The organism is Algoriphagus sp. A40, from assembly GCF_002002735.1.
GTDB lineage: Bacteria > Bacteroidota > Bacteroidia > Cytophagales > Cyclobacteriaceae > Algoriphagus.
In genome coordinates this window covers 165,415-189,015 of record NZ_MUNY01000059.1, presented here as the reverse complement: position 1 = coordinate 189,015, position 23,601 = coordinate 165,415, and the positions used below count along the sequence as shown (strand labels likewise).

The following is a 23,601-nucleotide window of genomic DNA, read 5'->3' as shown; positions in this document are numbered from 1 at the left end:
TTAGATTGATTACAAATAGCTTGTTTGGAATTAATCTAATTAATAGGTTTGTGGACTGAAAATTCTAAGCCACATGAATCTTAAATTATTACTTCTTTCCGGGATTTTTTTCCTGAATATCCTTGTCGTTACAGGACAAAACGCACTGATCAAAGGGAGGGTGACCACCTCTGATGACCAGCCACTCGAATTCGTCAATGTTGGAATCAAAGGGATTTCCAAAGGATCCACTACAGATCGTTTGGGCAATTTTGAAATCAAAAATATCCAGCCAGGCACTTATACCATTTTTGCCTCTTTCATCGGAGCAGGCAAGCAGGAAAAGTCGGTTAGTCTTGCAGCAGGTGAAATATTGACTCTGGATTTTTCACTGACAGAAAGCTCTACCGAACTTTCTGAAGTGATCGTATCGGATCAGGCATCGAACAGGTTTTACTCTGACAGTGCATTTACCGTAGCAAAACTTCCCTTGAAGGATCTGGAGAATCCTCAGGTTTACAACTCGATTTCTTCCAAACTACTCAAAGAGCAGGTTGTGACCAATATGAACGATGCCTTGAAAAACGCAACGGGTGTCACACGACTTTGGGAATCAACCGGACGTGGAGGCGATGGGGCTGAATTCTATGCAATGAGGGGATTTGCAGTGCAGCCGTCCATGGTCAATGGACTTCCAAGTGTCAATAACGGGAGTCTTGACCCCTCCAATGTCGAAACTGTCGATGTGATCAAGGGTCCATCCGGGACACTTTTTGGCAGCCCGATGATTTCTTATGGTGGACTGATCAACATCACGACCAAAAAGCCTATCGATACTTTCAAAGGTGAGCTGGGATTCATCACCGGAAGCTATGGCCTCAACAGACTAACCGGAGATATCAATGTTCCACTGACAGAGGAAGTTTCCATGCGGGTAAATACCGCCTACCAATCGCAAAATACCTTTCAGGATGCAGGACAAAGAAAGTCATTTTTTATCGCTCCGTCTTTCAAACTGGAAGCAAGTGGGCGATTGACCTTTTTGATCAATACCGAGTTTTTGGATGCGGAATCTGTGAATGCACCGATGATTTTTCTCAGTAGATATGCTCCGATTTCTTTCAATTCCATCGACTTATTTGAGAAAAATTATGATCGTTCCTTCACAGGAAATGAGCTGATCATGCACAATTCCAGCTATTCACTCCAAGCTCAGGCCTTTTACAAACTTTCCAACACCTGGACTTCACAGACAGTGGTTTCCAGAAGTTCCACCAAAACTGACGGATACTACCACTACCTCTGGGATCAAACCAATGGCAATGAATTCCTGAGATTCATTTCCGATCGAAACGGGCAGACTTTGACCACGGACGTACAGCAAAACTTCATTGGCCAGTTTGATTTGGGTTCTATGGAAAACAAATTGGTTGTAGGCGTCGACTATTTTCAGTCCAATATTCTTAACAGCAGTACCGGCTGGGTAGGTAATGGAATTGTATCTCTTGAAGATGGAAAGGATACAGGAGATTTGACCCAAGCAGGAGTTGATGATTTGTTAAAGGGTTCTTTCGAAGGAAATTCCACTGCCAAAAATGAAATCCTGAGTGCTTATTTTTCGGATGTAATCCAGGTTTTGCCTCAGTTTTCTGTGATGGCCAGTGTAAGGATTGACCGATTCAGTGGGCAGACGGCCTATTGGTCTGAGGATGAAGTAAAAAGTCAAACGGCTGTTTCACCAAAATTTGGCTTTGTGTATCAACCAATCAAGGACAAGGTTTCTGTTTTTGGCAACTACATGAACGGATTTGTAAACGTGGCTCCTGCACAGGTAGCGGACATCGATGGCTCCAATCCAAGAATGCAGGCTTTTGATCCCGAGCACGCCAACCAGTATGAATTTGGAGTGAAAACCAACTTGTATCAGGAGAAAGTCTCTCTGACAGCCAGCTATTACAACATTACAGTGAGCAACAGAGTGATGACAGACCCCAACAATGTCAATAATTCCATCCAGGGTGGAGAGGTCGTCAGCAAGGGATTTGAGTTGAGCGTAATTGCCACACCGGTGGTAGGATGGAACTTGGTTGCGGGCTTTTCCAAAAATGAAGCTGAGGTCACCGAAGACAATCCTGAAAACGGCTATTTGGGCCTTCGTCCCGAGGATGCAGGACCGGAAAACCTGTTTAATTTCTGGACAAGCTATACAGTTTCCCAGGGAAGTCTCAGAGGATTTGGACTCGGTTTTGGCGGAAATACGGCCAGCGAATACCTAACTCTTAACCGTGCGGTCACCGGAACTTTTGCACTGCCGGCATATCAGGTGTTTAACGCATCCCTTTCTTACGCAGGAGCTCAATACCTTTTGGCATTAAAAATCAACAACTTGACTGATCAAAAATTCTATTCCGGTTGGTCCACAGTGACTCCTCAAAACCTTAGAAACGTTTCCCTGAGCCTTAATTACAGATTTTGATGAACCTCAAAAAATGGATCGGTAAAATTCACCTTTGGCTCGGACTTTCGTCCGGGCTTGTGGTGTTTATAGTGGCCGTCACCGGATGCATCTATGCTTTTCAGACTGAAATCAAAGATTTAACCTATTCTTTTCTGTTCGTCGAGCCACAGAATTCACCGGTTTTACCACCTAGTCAGATCAGTGCCATCGCTCAGGATGCATTTCCGGAGGGACACCTCCATGCAGTACTTTATCCCACAGCCGAGCGTTCGGCCCAAGCCATATTTTTCAGCTATGGGGAGGGTAATGACCATTTCCAAACGGCCTACATCAATCCTTATTCCGGGGAGGTTTTGAAATTGAAAGATGAGTATGCTGATTTTTTCAGATTGGTTTTGGACGGGCATTTTTACCTCTGGCTTCCTCCGGAAATCGGACAGCCTGTTGTGGCATCAATTACCCTGATTTTTTTGGTGATGGTGATTTCAGGTCTTATTCTTTGGTGGCCCAAAAAGAAGAAAAATCTTCGTCAAAGTCTGACCGTCAAGTGGAGTGGGAGATGGAGGAGGAAAAATTACGATTTGCATCAGGTATTGGGTTTTTATGTGATGATTTTCGCCTTTGTTTTTGCCGTGACAGGACTGGTTTGGGGATTTATTTGGTTTAGGGATGGCTTGTATGCTCTGACAAATAGCGGAAAGCAATTTGTGGAATATTATGCCCCGGCTTCGGATTCTACCCGGATTTCACCGGAAGAAATTCCGGCATTGGATCGGGTTTGGATGAAAATGAATGCTGAATACCCCAATGCGGACTGGATTGAAGTTCACCCTCCCGAATATGAACACGGCTCAATCGCCGCCAATGCCAACCCGGATGCCGGAACTTATTGGAAAATGGATTACCGGTATTTTGACCAATATACTTTGGAGGAACTTCCGGTCGACCATGTTTGGGGGAGATTTCACGAGGCGACTTTTGGAGACAAACTGAATCGCATGAATTACGATATCCACGTAGGTGCAATTGGTGGATTGGCAGGAAAGGTCTTGGCTTTTTTCCTGAGTGCCATCATTGCCTCTTTGCCTGTTACAGGATTTATGATCTGGTGGGGAAGGAGAAATAAAGAAAAGAAAAGCCGCTTGTCCTTGTCCAAGAAAATGGCTCTTGAAAAAGCTTGAGTTAGTTTTGAGTTTATTCCATAAAACCGGAGGTTCTATTCTTCCGGTTTTTTTATTCTTAAAAACCCTGTCAAATAGTTTGCTTTTGGTTAGACCTGGCAGGTTTTCAAAACCTGCCAGGTCTTTTTCAAGTCTGTGGATGAATACCCATAATTCATGATTGTTTTTTGACAGCTCTTCTTGTTTTGACCCTGAATTTTACCATTCGAAGAAAAATCAGGAATATATCCTGACTCCGGGAACTTTAACCAACAGGCTGTGATTGAACGTTCATTCAGTCTAAATGTATGGATCAAACAACAGGTAAAAAATCCCAGATTCTTGAAAGCGCCTTGGAGCTTATCAGAGATAAAGGCTTTCACGGCTGCCCCATCAGTCAGGTAGCAAAACATGCTTCAGTCGCTGCAGGCTCCGTTTACACTTACTTCGAAAGTAAGGACGAACTGATTTTGGAGCTTTACCGCTATGTGAAATCCGAGGTGTTGAAAGAAATAAGCAGAAAAGATGATCCCAAAAAGAACTTTGAGGAGCGGTTTTTTGATTTTTGGAATAACCTGACTTCACTTTATCAGGAAAGACCGGCATTTCAGAGCTTTCTGGATCAATTTTCAAGCAGCCCTTACAATACCGATGCGATTCAACTTGAGAATGATCCCTGGGGAGAGTGGACCCTGGGCTTTTTCAAGGAAGGTGTGGAATCTGGAATTCTGAGACCGCTCAATCCCCGGATTCTCTCGATTATGGTCATGGGGAGTATCATTTCACTGATCAGATTCCGGACTTATTTTAAAACCAAAACTGCCTCAGCATCCCAGGATCTCCACCTGATTCCCCAAATGGTTTGGGACGGAATCAAATTTCAATAGGAACCTTTTAAACCAATTATATTTTAATGCGACAAAGACGTTTTTTACTATGTGTTTTTTGGCTGACTTCAGTGGCGGGATTGAAAGCCCAGGAAGTCCCCGAAGACAGTACACGATTCACCGTTGAGGAGATGGTCAAGTTTGCCCTGCTCAACAGTCCAATGATCCAGGTTTCCGAGCTCGATGCAGAGATTGGCGACCGACAGATCAAGTCCAGCCTTTCTGCCTGGTTGCCCCAAGTGTCGGCTAATTCCGAATTGACCAACAACCTGAAGCTGCGACAGCAACCGATCGGTGACCAGGTGATCACTTTTGGCCAGCCCTACTCGGGTAACCTCAACTTTACCGTTGACCAGACGATTTTCAACCGGGACGTATTCCTGGTTTCCAAAGGCTCCAGTCTTGTGAGAGACCAACTGAGTCAAACCATGGAAACCCAAAAGATCGATGCGGTGATCACGGTAGCCCGCGCTTTTTATGACCTGCTGCTGACCATTGAGCAGATCAAGGTTTTTGACGAAAATATCGTCCGCCAAGAGAAACAATACAAGGATGCCCGTGCCCGCTTCGAGGCCGGACTTGTGGACAAAACCGACTACCAAAGAGCCAGCATTGGTCTGGCAAACATCCAGAGCCAGCGAAACCGTCTGGTGACTTCATTGGAAGCCAAATACTCCTACCTCAAGCAGGTGAGCGGTTATCCTCTGGATCGAGAACTGACACTTCACTATGAGTATGGAGAGATGGCAGGCAGGGCAGAATTGGATTTCGCACCGGACTTCATCCTTGAAAACAGAGTGGACTACCAGCTTGCCCGGACCCGCTATTCCTTGTCTGAATTGGAGACCAGCTATTCCAAGTGGGCTTATATCCCCACAGTGAAGGGTTACTACAACTACAACTTCCTGTTTTTCAACCAGAACTTCTCCGGTCTTCTGAACGAGTCTTTTCCCACCTCGGCTTTGGGCCTGACAGCATCCCTCCCGATTTTCCAGGGAGGCAAACGCTCCGATGAGGTAAGACTGGCCAAGCTGAGACAGGAAAAATCCAGAGTTTCCCTGACCGACTTCGAAAAGCAGCTCAATACAGATTACGAGTCCGCCTTGGCAGACTACAATGCCAATTACTTCGCATGGCAGGCACTTCAGGATAATCTTGACTTGGCTGAGGAAGTCTATAATACCATCAAGCTTCAATACGACGAAGGGGTCAAAGCCTATGTGGACCTGGTTGTAGCCGAGTCCGAGCTCCGCGCCGCCCAGATCAACAACTACAACGCCCTCTACAGTGTCCTGTCCAGCAAGCTGGAACTCCAGCGCGCTATGGGACTGATCAATCCATCTTCCATCGAATCCTCATTCTAACATGAAAAAATATTTTAATCCAAGCATCTTATTCTTTGCGGCAATCGGGATGGTAGTCTATGGCTGCGGAAAGCAAACCCAAGGACCGCCACCACCAGCACCTGCGGCAGTTTCAGTGTACAAAGTGGCCAGTAAATCCGTCAAAGGACTGGACACTTATCCGACCACGGTCGTCGCACTCAACGAGATCGAACTCCGTCCGCAGGTCAGTGGCTACATCACGCATATTTTTGTGCAGGATGGGCAGCAGGTCAAAAAAGGCCAAAAACTTTATCAAATCGACCAAAGCAAATATTTGGCAGCTAGGAATCAGGCGGCGGCTTCTTTGGCTTCGGCCAATGCCAACCTGGCCAGAATCCAGAAGGATGTGGAGCGATACGAACGACTGGATCAAAATGAAGCCATTGCCAAGCAGGTTTTGGACAATGCCAAAGCCGAACTCCTGGCTGCTGAAGCTCAGGTCCAGGCAAGTAAAGCACAAGTCTCAGCTGCTGAGACGGATCTGGGTTATTCCCAAATTTCCGCGCCCTTTGACGGCAGGATCGGCATCTCGCAGGTGAGATTGGGGACACAGGTCTCACCGGGCCAGCCTTTGCTCAACACCCTGTCTTCCACGGACCCAATGCAGGTGGACTTCGTGATCAACGAAAAAGAGATTCCCCGCTATTACAAGCTGGTCAATGCCCCAGATGTGCCGGATTCCCTGTTTACGCTGAAGCTTAGCGATGGAAGCCAGTATCCTTATCCCGGAAAATTGGCCACAGTGGATCGGGCTGTAGGACGACAAACCGGTACGATCAATGTCCGGGTTGAATTTCCCAATCCTGACAGAATGCTTGTGCCGGGAATGACCGGCGTGCTGCAGGTGATTAATGCTGACCATGGAGACCAACTGGTGATTCCATACAAAGCGGTGACTGAGCAGATGGGCGAGTATTTTGTGTATGTGGTCGGCCAGGATAGCACCTTGACCCAGCAAACGTTGAAGCTGGGAACTGTTTTCGGAACTGAAGTGGCCGTGCGAGAAGGACTCCAGCCAGGCCAGACCATTGTGGTGGACGGACTTCAGAAGATTCGGCAGGGTTCAAAAGTCCAAGTGCAATAGGTCGCGTTCATTTTTTTTCAAATCAAGAATCGTAAGAGATGATATCAGAAATATTCATAAAACGCCCGGTGATGGCGATGGTGATTTCCATCGTGATCGTCTTGGTTGGCGCACTGGCTGCCTTTAACCTGCCGGTGACCCAATATCCCAATATCACGCCTCCCGTGGTTTCGGTGTCAGCGATCTATTCCGGAGCGGATGCCCAGACGGTGGAGCAGACGGTAGCGACGCCCATCGAAACCCAGGTCAATGGTACACCGGGGATGTCTTACATCAGCTCCAACAACACCAGTACCGGACAGATGCAGATGAACGTGACCTTTGACGTGGGCACGGACATCGACATTGCGACCCTGGATGTACAAAACCGGGTCAGTATTGCGGAGCCGGTTGTGCCGGAAGCTGTCCGCAGGCTGGGTTTGACCGTGAGGAAAAGAAACCCGAGCATCATGATGGTGATCAGTATCTATTCCCCAAAAGGTAGCCACGACCCCAAGTTTCTCTCCAATTACACCAACATCTTTATCAAGGATGCCTTGGCACGGGTACAAGGGGTAGGAGATATCAATGCCATTGGGCAGGATTTCTCCATGCGGGTGTGGCTCCGTCCGGATAAAATGGCCCAATACGGCATCTCCACGGCTCAGGTCAATGCTGCGATTCAGGAGCAAAATCTCCAAGTAGCTGCAGGAACCGTGGGCGGTATGCCACAGTTTACATCACAGGCATTTGAATACCCGATCACGGTCAATGGCCGCTTGGTCGAGCAGGAGGAGTTTGAAAACATCATCGTCCGCACCAATCCGGAAGATGGCTCATTGGTCTATCTCAGGGATATCGCCCGGGTGGAATTGGGGCAGTTTGACTACGGAAGATACTCTACTGTCAACGGCCAGGACGCTGCGATTCTCCTCGTGTACCAGGCTCCCGGAAGTAATGCGCTGGAGACTGCCGAAGGCGTGTACAATGCTCTTGACGAGCTGAAGGCCGCTTTTCCGGCAGACATGGACTATGTAGTGCCATTCGAATCTGTGTCCGTGGTGGAGGTTTCCATCAACGAAGTGCTCAAGACATTCGGCGAAGCCTTGCTTTTGGTGATTGTCGTGGTATTTCTTTTCCTACAAAGCTGGAGAGCGACACTGGTTCCGATCCTAGCGATTCCAGTTTCGATTATCGGGACGTTTATCTTCTTTATTCCGCTCGGCTTTACCATCAATACGCTGACCATGTTTGGCTTTGTGCTGGCGATCGGGATTGTGGTGGATGATGCTATTGTGGTAGTGGAAGCGGCGCAGCATTACATCGACCGCTTCAAACTTTCTGCCCAAGAGGCCACCAGAAGGGCAATGAAAGACATCACCGCTCCGGTTATCGCGATTGCGTTGATCCTGGCGGCTGTGTTTATTCCCGTTGGTTTTATTCCCGGGATTGTGGGCAGAATGTACCAGCAGTTTGCGATCACCATTGCGATTTCGGTATTGATCTCGGCCTTTGTCGCTTTGACTTTGACTCCAGCGCTCTGTAGCCTCTTGCTGAGACCTTCAGAAGTCACCCCAGAAGGCAAAGGCTTGAACAAGTTTTTCTACCGATTCAACAATTGGTTTGAGCGGGTGACCGCTTCCTATTCCAACGGGGTAAGATCTTGGATCAAAAAGGCTCCTCTGGTGCTGGTGATCCTGGTCTGCATCTTTGCGGGGACATTTGGCCTGTTCCAAGCCAAACCAACCGGCTTCTTGCCGACTGAAGACGAGGGAAGACTATTCGTGTCTGTTGAACTTCCCGAAGGCGCTTCCAGCTCGCGAACACGCGAAATCATGGCTGAAATGAACCAGCTGATCCGCAGTACCGAAGGCATCAATAACGTAACCGGTATCGGCGGATTGAATGCGATCAACTTCTCTTTCAAACCCAATTCCGCTACTTTCTTTGTGCAGATGCATCCTTGGGAGACCCGAAAAGATCCTTCTCTTCAGCTCTTTGGGATCATTGGAGCCCTCAACCAGAAGTTTACGGCGATCAAAGGAGCGAATATCGTCGTAGTACCGCCGCCTGCAATTCCAGGTCTGGGACAGACAGGCGGATTTAGCTTTATGGTGGAGCAGCGTGCCGGGGGAGATGTGAAAGAGTTGGAAGGCGTGCTCGGACAATTCCTTCAGGCTGCCAATGCCCGTCCTGAAATCGCGATGGCCTACAGCTTCTTTACGGCAAAGACCCCCGGCTACCATGTAGAAGTGGACCGTGAAAAAATCAAAAAGCTCGGCGTATCGATGACGGATGTGTTTAGCACGATGTCCAGTATGATGGGCTCGAGTTATGTAAATGATTTCACCAAGTATGGCCGAAACTTCCGCGTGGTAACTCAGGCAGATACGACCTTCCGAAGCAGTATCGAAGATCTGCAGAAGTTCTACGTCCTCAACCGACAGGGCGAAGCTGTGCCGCTCAGTGCCTTGGTCAACTACAAAGTGGTGGAAAGTGCTCCGGTAATCTCCCACTACAACCTCTTCCGCTCGGCTGAGGTCAACGGTAACGCCGCCCCTGGATTCAGCTCCGGACAGGCGATCACTGCCCTGCAGGAAGTGGCCGCTGAGGTGCTTCCTGACGGCTATAGCTACGATTTCTCCGGCCTGAGCCGCGAAGAGATGGCTGCGGGCAGCAGCACGATCCTGATCTTCTCACTGGCGATTATTCTGGTTTCGCTCTTGTTGGCGGCACTCTATGAAAGTTGGTCTGTACCGTTTTCTGTCCTGCTGTCACTTCCTTTGGGAGCATTCGGGGCCATTTTGGCCTTGACATTTCTTCCAAAACTTGATAATAACGTCTATGCCCAGATCGGTCTGATTACCCTGATCGGTTTGGCTGCCAAAAACGCCATTTTGATTGTGGAGTTTGCCAAAGAGCGGGTGGACAAAGGCATGCCGCTTATTCAGGCGACCTTAAATGCAGTGAAACTTCGCCTCCGTCCGATTATCATGACTTCGCTGGCATTTATCCTTGGGGTAGTTCCATTGGCACTTTCCAACGGTGCAGGTGCAGTGGCAAGACAGACGATCGGCTGGACGGTAATCGGAGGGATGCTCGCAGCGACGTTCCTGGCTATTTTCTTCGTCCCGGTACTGTATGTGGTGATTACCAAGATTGCTTATGGCAAAAAAGAACTGGAGCGTTTGGAAGAAAATGCCGATTTGAGTCATTTTTCGGAGCATTAAGCTCGCTGATTGATAAAGCAAAAAGCTGCCCCACTCCAGGGCAGCTTTTTTTATTTCTGATTTTTAGTTTTTCCGGAAATACTCCCAAGTACCGTACGATTCGTCGGGAAAGGAAGGCTTTGGTTTTTTAGCTAATCCTTTCAACTAGCTTGATCACAGCGTTGTCAATATCATTTTCAGAAAATTCATGTTTTAAGTCAAACCCGTACAAATCTTCCGGGATCCCGAGAAATTTTGTCTCATCCAAATAAGCGGGGATTATTGCCTCTTCTTGAACTCTTACACGAAACGTCTCTCGCTCGAATGTAGGCCAGATTTTGTCATGATGATGGGCGTCTAATAAGCATAACACGAATTTACTTTCATCATTAAAGATTCTAGTAAATTGTTTTGTTAAAGCTTTACCTAAAAGATTGGATTCGTATAATTCATCAAAAAATACGCTGACATCAAAAATTTCGAGCTTTTCAGTAAATTTTCTTGCTAGTTCACGGTTTTCGCCGGCAAAAGATATAGCTACTTCAAATTCATAATTTCTTTCGCCATCGTTAAAACCACAATCATCTCTTAACTTATCCCAGTTTAGGTGTTTAATGTAGTAAAACAGTGCCGGGTCTTCAATTGCGAAATTCTTTGTGTCACTGTTGTAGTAAAAGTATCTCGATAAAGATTCCTTAGATTCCAGTAAAATATCTAGGCGACGTTCCTTGATATTGTTTATTGAACCCTTAACATCTTCATATTGATTAGCGAGTTTATTCAAGTCGACTATAGAAGAATTTTGTTTGCCAATCAGCCGTAAGAGTTTGAAATATGGGTCGTTGGATTTTCTAAAGCGTTTTCCTCTGCAAAAATCTTTTACAGGGATATGATACGAAGCTTCTAGTTTTCCAACCACTTTCAAACGCGTATCTTCAATAATGTATTGGATTTGACTTTTTTCAGACTGTGTTTCCGTTACATCATGAATGGCACAAATGGATTGACATAAAATTTGCGTCAACCAATAGTCACCTTTTGATTCTTTAAAAATCTCATCCAAATTAGTGATTGATATGTTTAGTTGAATACACCCGCTATCAACCAAATTCTTAATAACATCGGCTGTTCCCGACTCAATCTTATGAATTCCAAATCGTTTGGCTATATCAGGAACCAGTTGAATTAATTCAGAACCAATCTGGTTTATCCCAATTAGTATCAGTTTTGGAAATTTAGAATCATGGCCTTCTTCCGCGGCAATCTTTGCGATGTCAGCAAGTTTTTCTTGTAATTCGGAAGACAACCTATGGAAATCGTCAATTACATAGAAGCCTCCTAACGAATTGTTTGCAATTTTTACTATTTGTTCTACATCAACAGCCTTTCTGGCAGACAAATAGATGATTTCTGAACTTTCTGTAAGTTGTTCAAGGATTTTCTTTACCGTAGTTGTTTTTCCTGTTCCGGATTGCCCCTCAATAATAACGGGCTTACCTACTTTACGTATATCAAGCAATATTTCGTTATAGTTGGGAGGTTTTACAAATGTGTAAAGTGGAACACCCTCTGTTACAAATACGTCTTCAAGATTTTTTATTGTCATATTTTTGTCAGTAAAGTGGGTCGCAACTCGCAAAGTTAGTTTAAGTGTGCCAGCCCTCGGATTGTAGTATATCCGTTTTTGGGCGAGGATTTGAATTTTCTGTTGCGTGCCTCAAATTAATCAATTCGGAGATTTTCGCAAGCTTGAAAACTAATTTCGCTGTGATTTTTTTGCCGCCCAAGCGAGTGTCCTCACACGCTGGAAGTAGAAAACCGTGAGTGGCTACACTCACGGCGGCCGTGGGTTGAAATGAAACCTAACCGGTTCCGAAAACCTGTTTTTACTTTGAAAACCAAGCATTAAATCACATCTTCAGGCCAACCAGATTACCCAAAAACCTATGAAACACTTCAACTTTTCGCTGCTTTTAGTGGGTTTGACTGCCTTGATTTGGAGTTGCAGCCCGAAAGAAGCCGAACAAAAAAGGCCGAATATCATCTTCATCATGTCAGATGACCATGCGTATCAGGCCATTTCGGCCTACAGCAATCATCTGATTGAGACACCGAATATCGACCGGATAGCGAAGATGGGTATGCTCTTTACCAATGCCAGCGTGACCAATTCCATCTGTGCGCCTTCCCGTGCGACGATTTTGACAGGAAAGCACAGCCATCTCAACGGTAAAATCGACAACCATTTCCCTTTCGATACCACCAACATCACTTTTCCCAAGATCCTTCAGCAAGCCGGCTATCAGACCGCCATGTTTGGCAAACTCCACTTTGGCAACAGTCCCAAAGGATTTGACCAATTCAAGATTTTGCCGGATCAAGGCTCGTACTACAATCCAGATTTCATCACCAAAAATGAAGGCAATATCAAAGTCGAAGGATATGTCACCGACATCGTCACGGATATGACACTTGATTGGCTGCAAAACGAGAGGAATGCTGATCAGCCGTTTATGCTGATGTATTTACACAAGGCTCCCCACAGGGAATGGCTGATGGCGGAACGGCACATGAATGAATACACCAACAAAACGTTTCCTGAGCCGGCAACGCTTTTTGACGATTATTCCGGCAGGGGATCTGCTGCCTGGGATGCCGAAATGAACTTGTTGAAACACATGAACTGGGCTGGGGATTCCAAGCTTTATCCCGAAGTAATGGAGGAAATGGGCATTCCGGATATTTCCGGTTGGGACAAAGGGGCCTTCGATCGGGAAGTGGGAAGACTCAATCCAGAACAAAGGGCAAACTGGGACAAGGCCTATATGAAAGTCAACAAGGACTTCAAAAAGGCCTATCCGACCATGACTGAAAAGGAAAAAATGCAGTGGAGGTATCAGCGCTACATGCAGGATTATTTGGGGACGATTGCCTCCGTGGATGAGAACGTAGGTAGAGTTTTGGATTACCTGGAAGCCAATGGCCTGATGGAAAACACCATTATCGTGTACACTTCAGATCAGGGATTTTACCTGGGCGAGCACGGATGGTTTGACAAACGATTTATCTACAATGAATCTTTCAAAACTCCGCTTTTGGTAGCCTGGCCGGGTAAAGTGCAGGCTGGTTCCAAATCTGACGAAATGGTGCAGAACCTGGATTTTGCGCAGACATTTCTGGATGCTGCGGGTGTACCTGCTCCGGCTGATATGCAGGGGGAAAGCCTGATCCCAATATTGACTGGCCAAACCGAGAAATGGACCCGAGATGCGGTCTATTACCACTATTACGAATATCCGGCGGTCCACATGGTGAAGCGCCACTATGCGATTGTGACTAAGGAGTACAAACTGGTTCACTACTATTTTGATGTGGATGAATGGGAACTGATCGACCGCGCCAAGGACCCTCAGGAAATGAAAAACGTCTACGATGATCCTGCCTATATCGAAATCAAAAAAGACCTTCATGCCCGATTGGAAAAACTCCGGGAGAAATACGGTGACAGTTCAGAATTAAGTCAGGAGTTTATTGACCGGTACCTGGATGATATTGCAAAAAGAAGGGCAGGGGGAGCCAACCAACAAACGGTAAAGGAGATTTTGGAGAAATCAGGTCGGAAAGCAGCATACGAATTTGAATAAAGCCTCGCTTATAAACCTAAAAATGGGGCTGAAAGAATTCGTTTCTTTCAGCCCCTGTTTTTGGAAATGGCTGAAATTGGCATCTAGTTCAGCTCAACATGCATGAAGGTTCTAGACGTCTGAGGAAATTTGAGTTTTTGCTTCCTGAATTCTCCTGTACTCTTCCATGCCAGACTCAGTAAGATAGGGGAGAAGGAGAATCCAAACTGAGTTGACCATTTCCCCCTTTTTGGTGTATTGGTAGCTGCTTAGAATCTCACACTGCGAAAGCCAAAAAGTAATGACCATCCGGGTCAGGTGGAGTATCCGCTCAAGAGTACCGGTATCGGGAAATTCTGCCAAGCCATCGGCGATAAACTTTTCAAACAGGCCCTGAGTCTGCATTTTCCTTTGTTCAAAAGTCTTCTGAATGATCTGCTTCACCTGGGGAAAGGTTCGGGAAATTTCCAATACATCGAGATTGAAAAAGCGATACCGATATTGGAATTCCTCCAGCTCAACCAACAGTTTGTGGAAATGCTCCAGGGAAGAACTGAATACTCCACTGACTTGGTAGGATTCGGAAATATCCAGGCGCATCTTTTCATAAATCGCCAACAAAAGGTCCTCTTTGGTTTTGTAATGATAATCCAGGTTGCCATGACTGATTCCCATTTCAGCGGCTATATGCCTGCTGGTAATTCCCTGTATTCCGGATTCATTAAACAGTTTTATGGCAGTGTTTATGATTTTCTCTTTGGTTTTCAGTTTGGGTAAAGTCTTCATTCAATTGGCTTTGTGGTAGGCTTGAAAAATGAAATATATGTTCTTATTGGGTAACTGGTAACCAATTTTTTAAGTCGGCTCAAGTTGTATAACTAGGTCAATCGCTCTAAATAAAGGTATTTAAATTTTTCTTTTGATTGACATTCGGTTACTTGTTGATGAGTCAGTAATTCAATTTGAACAGGTATTTTTAATTCATCAAATCATAAGAACGAAAACCCATGCGTAAAACTATCCTCCTGTTAGTGTTCTTTATCGGAATCCTGAAGCCAATTTTTTCTCAAGAATCTCAAATAACCTCTGGCAAAAGACCCAACATCATTTTTATCATGTCGGATGACCATGCCTACCAGGCAATTTCCGCCTATGACAATCGATTAATCGAGACGCCAAACATCGACCGGATCGCCAAGATGGGAATGCTTTTCACCCAAGCCAGTGTGACTAATTCCATCTGTGCGCCAAGCCGAGCCACGATTTTGACAGGAAAACATTCTCACTTAAATGGCAAGATTGATAATCATTTCCCATTTGATACGACCAATGTGACTTTCCCCCAGCTTCTTCAGCAGGCAGGATACCAGACGGCGATGTTTGGAAAGCTGCATTTCGGGAATAATCCCAAAGGTTTTGATGAATTCAAAATCCTGCCGGGACAAGGATCTTACTACAATCCGGAATTCATCACCAAAAAAGAGGGCAACATCAAAGTGGAGGGCTATGTAACGGATATCGTGACCGACATGACTTTGGATTGGCTTGAAAATGAGCGGAAGGCTGACCAGCCTTTTATGTTGATGTACTTGCATAAGTCTCCGCACCGCCCTTGGTTGATGGCAGAACGGCACATGGAGGAATTTACGCAGCGGACTTTTCCTGAGCCTGCAACTTTGTTTGATGATTACTCGGGCCGAACTCCTGCCGCCGGAGAGGCTGAAATGAATATCCTTGATCACATGGGTTGGTCAGGAGACAACAAGCTGAATCCCGAAATTCTGAAACAGTTAGGAATTGCGGATGTGGGAGGATATGACACTGCACGGTACAAAAATGAAATTGCCCGATTTTCTCCCTCACAAGCAGAAACTTTTAGGAAATACTATGGAAAAGTTGAGGAGGAATTTATCAAGGCCTATCCAACGATGAGCAGTGCCGACAAAATGCGATGGAAATACCAACGCTACATGCAGGATTACCTCGGTACCATTAAAGCCGTGGACGAAAATGTAGGTCGGCTTTTAGATTATCTGGAGGCAAACAATATGATGGAAAATACCATTATCGTCTATACTTCGGATCAGGGCTTTTACCTGGGAGAGCATGGTTGGTACGACAAGCGATTTATCTACGATGAATCTTTCAAAACGCCACTGCTGGTAGCTTGGCCGGGGAAAACTTCGGCCGGAACGCGTTCAGATGCCTTGGTTCAGAATCTGGATTTTGCCCAAACCTTCCTCGATGTGGCTGGTGTTTCGGCACCAGCGGATATGCAGGGTGAAAGTATGGTTCCTTTGCTAACCGGAAATACTGAAAAATGGACACGGGATGCAGTCTATTACCATTATTACGAATACCCCGCCGAGCACATGGTCAACCGGCATTATGCAATCGTGACCAAAGAATATAAGTTGATCCACTACTATTTTGTCGAAGATCAATGGGAGCTGATTGATAGAATCAAGGATCCTCAGGAGTTGAAAAATGTCTATGCTGATCCAGCCTACGCTGAGGTTCGTGCGGATTTGCACAAAAGGCTCGAAGACTTACGAGTCAAATACAAGGACAATTCGGCGCTCAGCCAGGGTTATATTGATAGGCTTTTGGAGGATGCAGCCCGAGGGAAAGTTTGGGGTGTTAGCAAAGAGCGCTTGGAGGAAATCAAAAAGAGAAGAGAAAAAGTAATGCAAAAATAAAAACCAATAAACCCGGCTGAATTCAGTCGGGTTTTAATTTTCTATTACGATTTAATGGGCAATGTCCGCAAGTCTCGTTTCCCCTTTGATCACCTCCACCGCCAGAAGTTTTAGACTTTTGGAGGTAAGCATGATGTCCAGTTCTTTTCGGACTTTGACCACCTCAAAGTGTAAGGGGCAGGGGTTCTTTTCAGAACATTTTGGCAGACCCAAGCTGCATCCTGTAAAAAGGCCGTCTCCATCTATTGCCTTAATGATGTCCTTCAGGGTGAATTTGGCATGGCTCTCATCCGCAAAAAAACCTCCGTTCGGGCCCTTAACCGAACCGATAATTTGCGCTTTTACCAAGGGTTGGAGAATTTTTGCAGTGAAAGCCTCCGGTGCCTCGATTTTGCTGCTTATCTCTTTTGCTCCGACTTTTCGGTCTTCAAGGCTTTGGGTCCAGATGTAAATGATGGACTTGATTGCATATTTGGAGGCTTGAGAAAACATAAAGGATGATTTTGTCCGAACTTAAGGGCAGTATTCGATTTTAAACAGAAAAGCCGGATCAAAGTTCAATCCGGCTTTATCTTTTTAGAAAACCATAACCTATTTTTTACTTAGGAATCAGCACCTGATCTACCACATGGATGATTCCATTGGAAGCGGACACCGTGCCGATGATTTTTGCCCCGTTTATTGTCACAGATCCATCCTCAGCCACAGCCACAGTAACAGATCGACCATCTGCGGTTCCCAGATTTCTTCCGTTCACAAAATCCTCCGGTTTGTAGACTCCCAAGAGCACGTGGTATTCCAGAATGTCCCGGAGTTTTCGCTGATTTTCCGGTTTGACCAAATCATCCAAGGTGCCCGCTGGAAGCGCATCAAAAGCTGAATTGGTAGGAGCAAAAACCGTAAAAGGCCCCACATTGGTCAATGCGTCTACATAATCAGCCGCTTTCAAAGCAGCCACTAAGGTTGAATGGTCAGCAGAACCAACAGCAACTTGGACAACGTTTGGGTTGGATTCATTGTCCACCACACCGGATTGACCCGGTGTCAGTTCAGCACCAACCGTTTCGGAATTTTGATTTTCAGCGGAAGGGCCACCACAGGAAACTCCTGTGAAAACCAATCCAATCATCAGGGGATAAAACAACTTTTTCATGGTCTTTTTGGATGTGGGTTCAATTACATAAAGGAAAGGAATTCAATCCTATTGATCCGGCAGCAACTTTTAGCTGATTTTCAATGATTAAAAGTAAATTCTATTTTAATAAAAGACAAAAAAGTCCTTTTAAAATAAACCATGATTTGTATCATTCTTTTTGAGGCGACGAATTAGTGTGATTTGGAGCCATTAAATGCCTGAGAGCTGCTTTTTATTTAAGACAGATTTTACAATTGGTTACTGACAAGGCTAGGATTTTAAAAATCAAAAATAATAAAGGATAAATTTGTCCTTTAAAATTCTTCTATTATATTTGACTCAGAAATCAGTCAAGAGATGTTTTCCAAAGCCTGTAAATACGCGATTAATTCCATGATTTTCCTGGCAACACTGCCGGAAGGAGAGGAGCGTCTCGGGCTGAAGGACATCGCTAATGCCATCAATTCTCCGGAGGCTTTTACTGCAAAAATTCTCCAAACCTTGGTCAGGGAAAATCTTTTGGTTTCAATCAAAGGACCCAACGGAGGATTCCAGATCTCCGAGTCCGGAAAAAAAGTCCCTTTGCATCGAGTGGTGCAAGTGATAGATGGTGATTCGGTGTTTACAGGATGCGCATTGGGTTTACAGGAATGTTCTGAAAAGCGGCCCTGCGCTGTCCATCAAAAGTTTAAAGCTATTCGGGATCATCTTACGGGGATGATGATGACGACTACACTTGCAGATATGGCTAATGGTATCCGGCAGGGTGTATCGTATCTGAAGTACTAAAAAAAATTTACAAAAATAAAGGATAAAAAACTCTTTTTAATTACATTGACTATGAATCAACTAGCTGAAAAAAAAGTAGGAAAAATAGTGGCGGATAATTTCCGCACTGCAAAAGTGTTCACCGAATTCGGAATTGACTTTTGCTGCAAAGGAGGGGTAAAACTGTCAGAGGCGTGTGAAACCCGTGGTTTGGAGACCGAAAAAGTTATTGAGGAATTACTCCAGGCATTTCAAACTGAAGATTCCACCGAATACTTGGGGATGGGAATGGCAGAATTGGTCGATCACATCGTCAAGGTTCACCATAAATATGTGGAAGACACCATCCCGGCGCTCAAGTTTTACCTGGATAAAATCAACCGAGTTCATGGCGAGCGGCATCCAGAATTAGAGGAAATCAAAACCCTATTTTTTGGAGCAGCCGATGCATTGACTACTCATATGAAAAAAGAGGAGTTCATCCTTTTTCCTTACATCAAAGCCATGGAGGAGGCTTTAAAAAATGATTTTCACCTTTCAGCTCCTCACTTTGGACACATTGACAATCCCATTGCAATGATGGAGGAAGAACATGATACCGAAGGAGAGCGCTTCCGAAAGATTTCGGCTTTGAGTAACAAATACAGTCCACCGGCCGATGCCTGCCAGACTTACAGGGTTGCTTTTGCGATGCTGGAGGAATTCGAAAACGACCTTCACACCCATATTCATCTGGAAAACAACATTCTGTTTCCTATTGCCAAACAAGTTTTTGCCAAAGCAAATCACTAAGCAATGAAAGTCCTGAACCCAAAAATGAACCCTTTTCTCCCAGACTCTCCTCTGAAATTCAGAAGAGTCTGGATGGGATGGGGTTTTGGGTTCTTTTTTATAGCCTCCCTGTTTGGCTTGTTGATGAGGTCATTTCAAATCTGGGAAGTTCCCTATTTTGACTACAAAAATCTCCTGCATACACATTCCCATATTGCCATGTTGGGTTGGGGATTTTTGATCCTCAGTGGCGGGATAGTTTTCAGCCTTGCCAAAGCCGAAAATGAAATCCGGAAGTTTGGCTGGTTATTCCTGGGAGCTGTCATTTCAGCTTTGGGAATGCTGGTTTCTTTCCCATTTCAAGGGTATGGAACGCTCAGTATTGCCTTTTCCAGCCTGCATGTACTGATTTCTTACGGTTTTATTTACAGACTTCATTTGCTTTTGAAGGCTGAGGAAAATTCTACCGGTATCCGCTTGCTCCGGCTTTCCATCTGTTCTCTGTTAATTTCCTCTTTTGGGCTTTGGGCTTTGGGACCGATCAATGCCCAATTGGGGAAAATGCATGAGCTGTCCTTTATGAGTATCCAATGGTTTCTCCATTTTCAGTTGAACGGCTGGTTTGTATTAGGAGTCCTGGGTCTGATTTTCCTTCATTTCGAACGATCAGGTTATCAGTTTCACTGGCCTTTGTACCAGGAAATACTACTTGTGGGGTCCGTGATCCTGACTTATACGCTAGCAGTGACTTGGGCCGAACCCAGTCCCCTTGCCTTTCAGATTAACGGTTTGGCGGTAATCATCCAGTTAGTGGCATATTCCTTTTTAATCCTTGCCTTGTTTAGTGGATTTGTGAAAGTGGATTTGCTACCCATGGTCCGGATCCTTTTGATCTCTGCCTTTGTCTCGCTGATTTTGAAAGCTGCACTTCAGGCAATTCTGGTTTTCCCATCCATCGCAGTCATCTCTTACACCATCAGGATGTATGTGATCGGCTTTTTGCATCTGGTCCTTTTGGGGATTCTGACCTTTGGGATTTCAGGATTGGCAGTGCAAAAGAATTGGGTAGAAGACACATCCATTTCCCGCACTGGATGGGGTCTGCTGATGGGGGGATTTGTCATTTCCGAGCTTTTACTCTTTGGTCAGGGGACACTCATCTGGTTAAAACTCGGATTCTTTGAAGACTATCATTTGTACCTGTTTCTGAGTTCTTGCCTGTTTCCCATAGGCCTGGGATTCCTGCTGACTCAGATTCTTACAAGCAGCATTCCATTTCAAAACATACCAAACCCGAAAATCAAATTTCAAAAAATCAAGACCCAAACTATGAAAAAATCCCTGCTATGGTCAGCTGGAATCCTGGGGATTCTCCTGACTGCCTGTGGAGGAGGTGCAGATCAGTCTGCCACCTCTACTGAGACTTCCTCAGCTCCGGCAACCGAAGCTGCTGCACCAGATCCAAAAGGAGTCGGAGAAGTGAAGTCCGTCGATCTTGGAAGTGGAATAGATGCTTCTCTTGCAGATGCCGGAAAAGCCATTGTCGATATGAAATGTACGGCTTGCCACCAATTGAACGACAAGCGGTTGGTTGGACCTGGATTTCAGGGGGTCACTAACCGAAGACGGCCTGAATGGATCATGAATATGATCACCAATGTCGATGTCATGCTGGAGCAGGATCCTACCGCCCAGAAACTCCTGGAGGAATGTCTCACCCGGATGCCAAATCAAAACCTTACTCAGGCAGATGCCAGGGGAATCCTGGAATTCATGAGAAGAAATGACGAAGAAAAAGCTGGAGAGCGAGACGCTGCTACCAAATAATTAAACTTTTAATCAATAGATCATTATGGAAAAGAAAGTCTGGCTTTTAGCAATTGGTTTGACAGCCCTTGCATTGGCCCCTGGATGTAAACCCAAAGGCGCACAAACTGCGATCACAGGGGATGCGGCATCCAAAGTGTATGTAGCTCCCGGAAATCACGATGAATTTTACAACATCGTTTCGGGTGGTTTCAACGGTCAAATGTCCGTTGTTGGTCTGCCTTCTGGCAGGGTGTTGAAGATTCTCCCTGTGTTCTCGGTAAATCCTGAAAACGGATGGGGTTACTCAGAAGAATCCAAACCGATGCTCAATACTTCCCATGGTTTTGTGCCTTGGGATGACTTGCACCACATCGCAATTTCAACGACCAATGCGGAGCATGATGCAAGATGGGCTTTTGGCAATGCCAACAATACTCCAAGAATTGCCCGGATCGATTTGAATACTTTCAAAACTGTTGAGATCATCGAAATTCCGAATTCGGCCGGTAATCACTCTTCGCCATTTATCACTCAAAACACTGAGTATGTCGTGGCCGGAACAAGATTCTCTGTACCGGTTGGTGAAAAAAATGACGTTTCGATCGATTCGTACAAGGAAAATTTCAAAGGGTATATCTCCTTTATAGCAGTAAATCCAGAGTCAGGGGAAATGAATCTTTCCTTCCAGATCGAAGCACCTCCGTTCAACTTTGACCTGGCCCGTGCCGGGAAAAACAAGTCCCATGGTTGGTTCTTCTTTTCCACCTACAATACCGAGATGGCCCATACGCTTTTGGAAGTGAATGCTTCTCAAAAAGACAAGGATTTCATCATGGCGATCAACTGGAAAAAAGCTGAAGAATACGTGAAAGCAGGTCAGGGAACCAAGAAAAAAGCCAAGTATGTCCACAACAAGTGGAATGAGGAAACCCACTCTGCCACCTCAACCATGATGGAAGATGTGCTGACCCTTGATCCCACTGTGTTGAAAGACATCGTGTATTTCATTCCATGTCCAAAATCTCCTCACGGAACTGATACTGATCCCACCGGTGAATACATTGTAGGCAGCGGTAAATTGGCGGCAATTATTCCTGTTTTCTCCTTTACCAAAATGCTGGCAGCAATCGAAAGCAAGGATTTTGAAGGGGATATCAACGGCATGCCGGTCTTGAAGTATGAATCAGTTCTTCACGGAGAAGTGGTTAAGCCAGGACTTGGGCCATTGCACACTGAGTTTGACGGAAAAGGCTTCGCGTACACTTCCATGTTCGTTTCCTCTGAAATTGTGAAGTGGAATATTGAAACTCTTGAAGTGGTGGATCGTGTGCCTACCTATTATTCTGTGGGTCACTTGAGTATCCCCGGTGGACCTACCGGCAAGCCGCATGGCAAGTACATGGTGGCTTACAACAAAATCACCAAAGACCGCTACTTGCCTACCGGACCGGAATTGGCGCACTCAGCTCAGCTATATGACATTTCCGGCGATAAAATGCAGCTTTTGCTGGACTTCCCAACCATCGGTGAACCGCACTACGCGGAGGCATTTCCTGCCAGTCTGATTAAAGATCGACAGGTAAAGTTTTACCCAATCGAGAAAAATCAGAGTCCTTATGCACTCAAAGGGATCACAGATGCTCGGGTAGAGCGGAAAGGAAATGAAGTCCACGTTTACATGACTTCGATCCGTTCCAACTTTAGACCTGATAATATCGAGGGAGTCAATGTCGGCGACGAAGTGTACTTCCACGTAACCAATCTCGAGCAAGACTGGGATGTTCCTCACGGATTTGCAATCAAAGGCGCCAACACCGCCGAACTCCTGATCATGCCGGGAGAAACATCTACGCTTAAGTGGGTTCCGGATCGTACTGGGGTCTTTCCATTCTATTGTACAGACTTCTGTTCTGCACTCCACCAAGAAATGCAGGGATATTTGAGAGTGTCCCCAAAAGGCTCATCTACAGCTTTGAAGTTTTCCACAGGAGTAGTTGAGTAATCATCCCAATTCAACCGTCGGTTCGGAAACGGACCGACGGTGCTTATCCCAAGTATTATGAAAACTCTAAGTTTTTCTAACAGAATCCTGATTCTACTGGCCGCGCTGCTGATTATCCCTTCCTATTTTACTCCGCTCTGGCAAATCAGTCTTTGGGCTCCCCAATATCCTGAAGGCCTTAATATGAAGATTTGGATTGATCACCTGAGCGGGAATGTGGATCAAATCAACGGGGTCAATCATTACATCGGAATGAGGCATATCGGGGACGAGATGTTTCCGGAGTTTTCCTTTTTGATTTATGTGATCGGTGTATTGATTGCCTTGGGAGTGATTGCTTTTCTGATTGGAAAACGTTGGAGTTTGTATTCCTTTTTTGGCTTGATGACATTCTTTGGTCTGGCAGTTTTGGCGGATATGTACCGATGGGGCTATCAGTATGGCCACAACCTGGATTCAAAAGCAGCCATTAAAGTGGAAGGGATGAGCTATCAGCCGCCTTTGATCGGGTACAAAGAGCTGTTGAATTTTCTGGCCTACTCCGGGCCGGATACCGGGAGCTGGATTTTAATAGGCGGAGTGGGATTACTCCTTGTGGCTATTATCAGAGACAGAATGGAAAAACCGGCATTGGTCTTAAAAACCGTTTAACC

The 23,601-nt window shown here is 45.5% G+C and carries 17 protein-coding genes; 13 read left to right on the top strand and 4 right to left on the bottom strand.

Annotation, left to right across the window (positions count from 1 at the left end):
* Window positions 1-73 precede the first annotated feature (73 nt).
* The 6 genes from B0E43_RS14335 (at window position 74) to B0E43_RS14305 (ending at window position 10,162) form a co-directional block, all read left to right on the top strand.
* A complete protein-coding gene (locus B0E43_RS14335) occupies window positions 74-2,455 on the top strand; it encodes a TonB-dependent receptor (RefSeq protein WP_077350883.1) in 2,382 nt (793 codons plus the stop codon).
* Window positions 2,455-3,618: a PepSY domain-containing protein gene (locus B0E43_RS14330; RefSeq protein WP_077350881.1), complete on the top strand. Its 1,164-nt coding sequence runs from the start codon at window positions 2,455-2,457 to the stop codon at window positions 3,616-3,618. Before B0E43_RS14335 ends, B0E43_RS14330 begins: the two co-directional genes overlap by 1 nt.
* A 287-nt stretch (window positions 3,619-3,905) precedes the next feature.
* Window positions 3,906-4,484, top strand: a complete 579-nt coding sequence (locus B0E43_RS14320; RefSeq protein ID WP_077350877.1) for a TetR/AcrR family transcriptional regulator — start codon at window positions 3,906-3,908, stop codon at window positions 4,482-4,484.
* 26 nt (window positions 4,485-4,510) lie between these two features.
* Window positions 4,511-5,848 (top strand): TolC family protein, encoded by a 1,338-nt coding sequence (locus B0E43_RS14315; protein WP_077350875.1) that lies wholly within the window; start codon window positions 4,511-4,513, stop codon window positions 5,846-5,848.
* A 1-nt stretch (window position 5,849) separates the two neighbouring features.
* Window positions 5,850-6,953, top strand: a complete 1,104-nt coding sequence (locus B0E43_RS14310) for an efflux RND transporter periplasmic adaptor subunit (RefSeq protein WP_077350873.1) — start codon at window positions 5,850-5,852, stop codon at window positions 6,951-6,953.
* Window positions 6,954-6,991: 38 nt separating this feature from the next.
* Entirely contained in the window at window positions 6,992-10,162 is a 3,171-nt protein-coding gene (locus tag B0E43_RS14305; protein WP_077350871.1) for an efflux RND transporter permease subunit, read from the top strand.
* A 127-nt stretch (window positions 10,163-10,289) separates the two neighbouring features.
* Here the strand turns inward: B0E43_RS14305 and B0E43_RS14300 are convergent, their stop codons facing one another.
* A complete protein-coding gene (locus B0E43_RS14300) occupies window positions 10,290-11,747 on the bottom strand; it encodes a TIR domain-containing protein (protein ID WP_077350869.1) in 1,458 nt (485 codons plus the stop codon).
* Window positions 11,748-12,087: 340 nt separating this feature from the next.
* Between B0E43_RS14300 and B0E43_RS14295 the strand changes: the two genes are divergently transcribed.
* Window positions 12,088-13,785, top strand: coding sequence for a sulfatase (locus tag B0E43_RS14295; protein ID WP_077350867.1), 1,698 nt, complete (start codon window positions 12,088-12,090; stop codon window positions 13,783-13,785).
* Between the two features lie 111 nt (window positions 13,786-13,896).
* Here the strand turns inward: B0E43_RS14295 and B0E43_RS14290 are convergent, their stop codons facing one another.
* Window positions 13,897-14,550, bottom strand: coding sequence for a TetR/AcrR family transcriptional regulator (locus B0E43_RS14290; RefSeq protein ID WP_077350865.1), 654 nt, complete (start codon window positions 14,548-14,550; stop codon window positions 13,897-13,899).
* A gap of 221 nt (window positions 14,551-14,771) precedes the next feature.
* On the opposite strand from B0E43_RS14290, the gene B0E43_RS14285 reads away from it, so the two are divergent.
* Window positions 14,772-16,463, top strand: a complete 1,692-nt coding sequence (locus B0E43_RS14285; protein WP_077350863.1) for a sulfatase — start codon at window positions 14,772-14,774, stop codon at window positions 16,461-16,463.
* Between the two features lie 51 nt (window positions 16,464-16,514).
* Here the strand turns inward: B0E43_RS14285 and B0E43_RS14280 are convergent, their stop codons facing one another.
* Both B0E43_RS14280 and B0E43_RS14275 read right to left on the bottom strand, forming a co-directional pair.
* Complete coding sequence (locus B0E43_RS14280) at window positions 16,515-16,955, bottom strand: Rrf2 family transcriptional regulator (protein ID WP_077350861.1); 441 nt, start codon at window positions 16,953-16,955, stop codon at window positions 16,515-16,517.
* 106 nt (window positions 16,956-17,061) lie between these two features.
* A complete protein-coding gene (locus B0E43_RS14275; protein WP_077350859.1) occupies window positions 17,062-17,616 on the bottom strand; it encodes a fasciclin domain-containing protein in 555 nt (184 codons plus the stop codon).
* A gap of 339 nt (window positions 17,617-17,955) precedes the next feature.
* On the opposite strand from B0E43_RS14275, the gene B0E43_RS14270 reads away from it, so the two are divergent.
* The 5 genes from B0E43_RS14270 to B0E43_RS14250 are packed head-to-tail and all read left to right on the top strand — an operon-like array spanning window position 17,956 to window position 23,599.
* A complete protein-coding gene (locus B0E43_RS14270; protein ID WP_077350857.1) occupies window positions 17,956-18,387 on the top strand; it encodes an Rrf2 family transcriptional regulator in 432 nt (143 codons plus the stop codon).
* Window positions 18,388-18,438: 51 nt separating this feature from the next.
* A complete protein-coding gene (gene ric, locus B0E43_RS14265; protein ID WP_077350855.1) occupies window positions 18,439-19,158 on the top strand; it encodes an iron-sulfur cluster repair di-iron protein in 720 nt (239 codons plus the stop codon).
* A gap of 3 nt (window positions 19,159-19,161) precedes the next feature.
* Entirely contained in the window at window positions 19,162-20,964 is a 1,803-nt protein-coding gene (locus B0E43_RS23185; protein ID WP_254423431.1) for a c-type cytochrome, read from the top strand.
* 25 nt (window positions 20,965-20,989) lie between these two features.
* Window positions 20,990-22,948, top strand: coding sequence for a Sec-dependent nitrous-oxide reductase (gene nosZ / locus B0E43_RS14255; protein ID WP_077350853.1), 1,959 nt, complete (start codon window positions 20,990-20,992; stop codon window positions 22,946-22,948).
* Between the two features lie 57 nt (window positions 22,949-23,005).
* Window positions 23,006-23,599 carry a hypothetical protein gene (locus B0E43_RS14250; protein ID WP_077350851.1) on the top strand — a complete coding sequence of 198 codons (594 nt, stop codon included), beginning with the start codon at window positions 23,006-23,008 and terminating at the stop codon, window positions 23,597-23,599.
* Window positions 23,600-23,601: the final 2 nt, after the last annotated feature.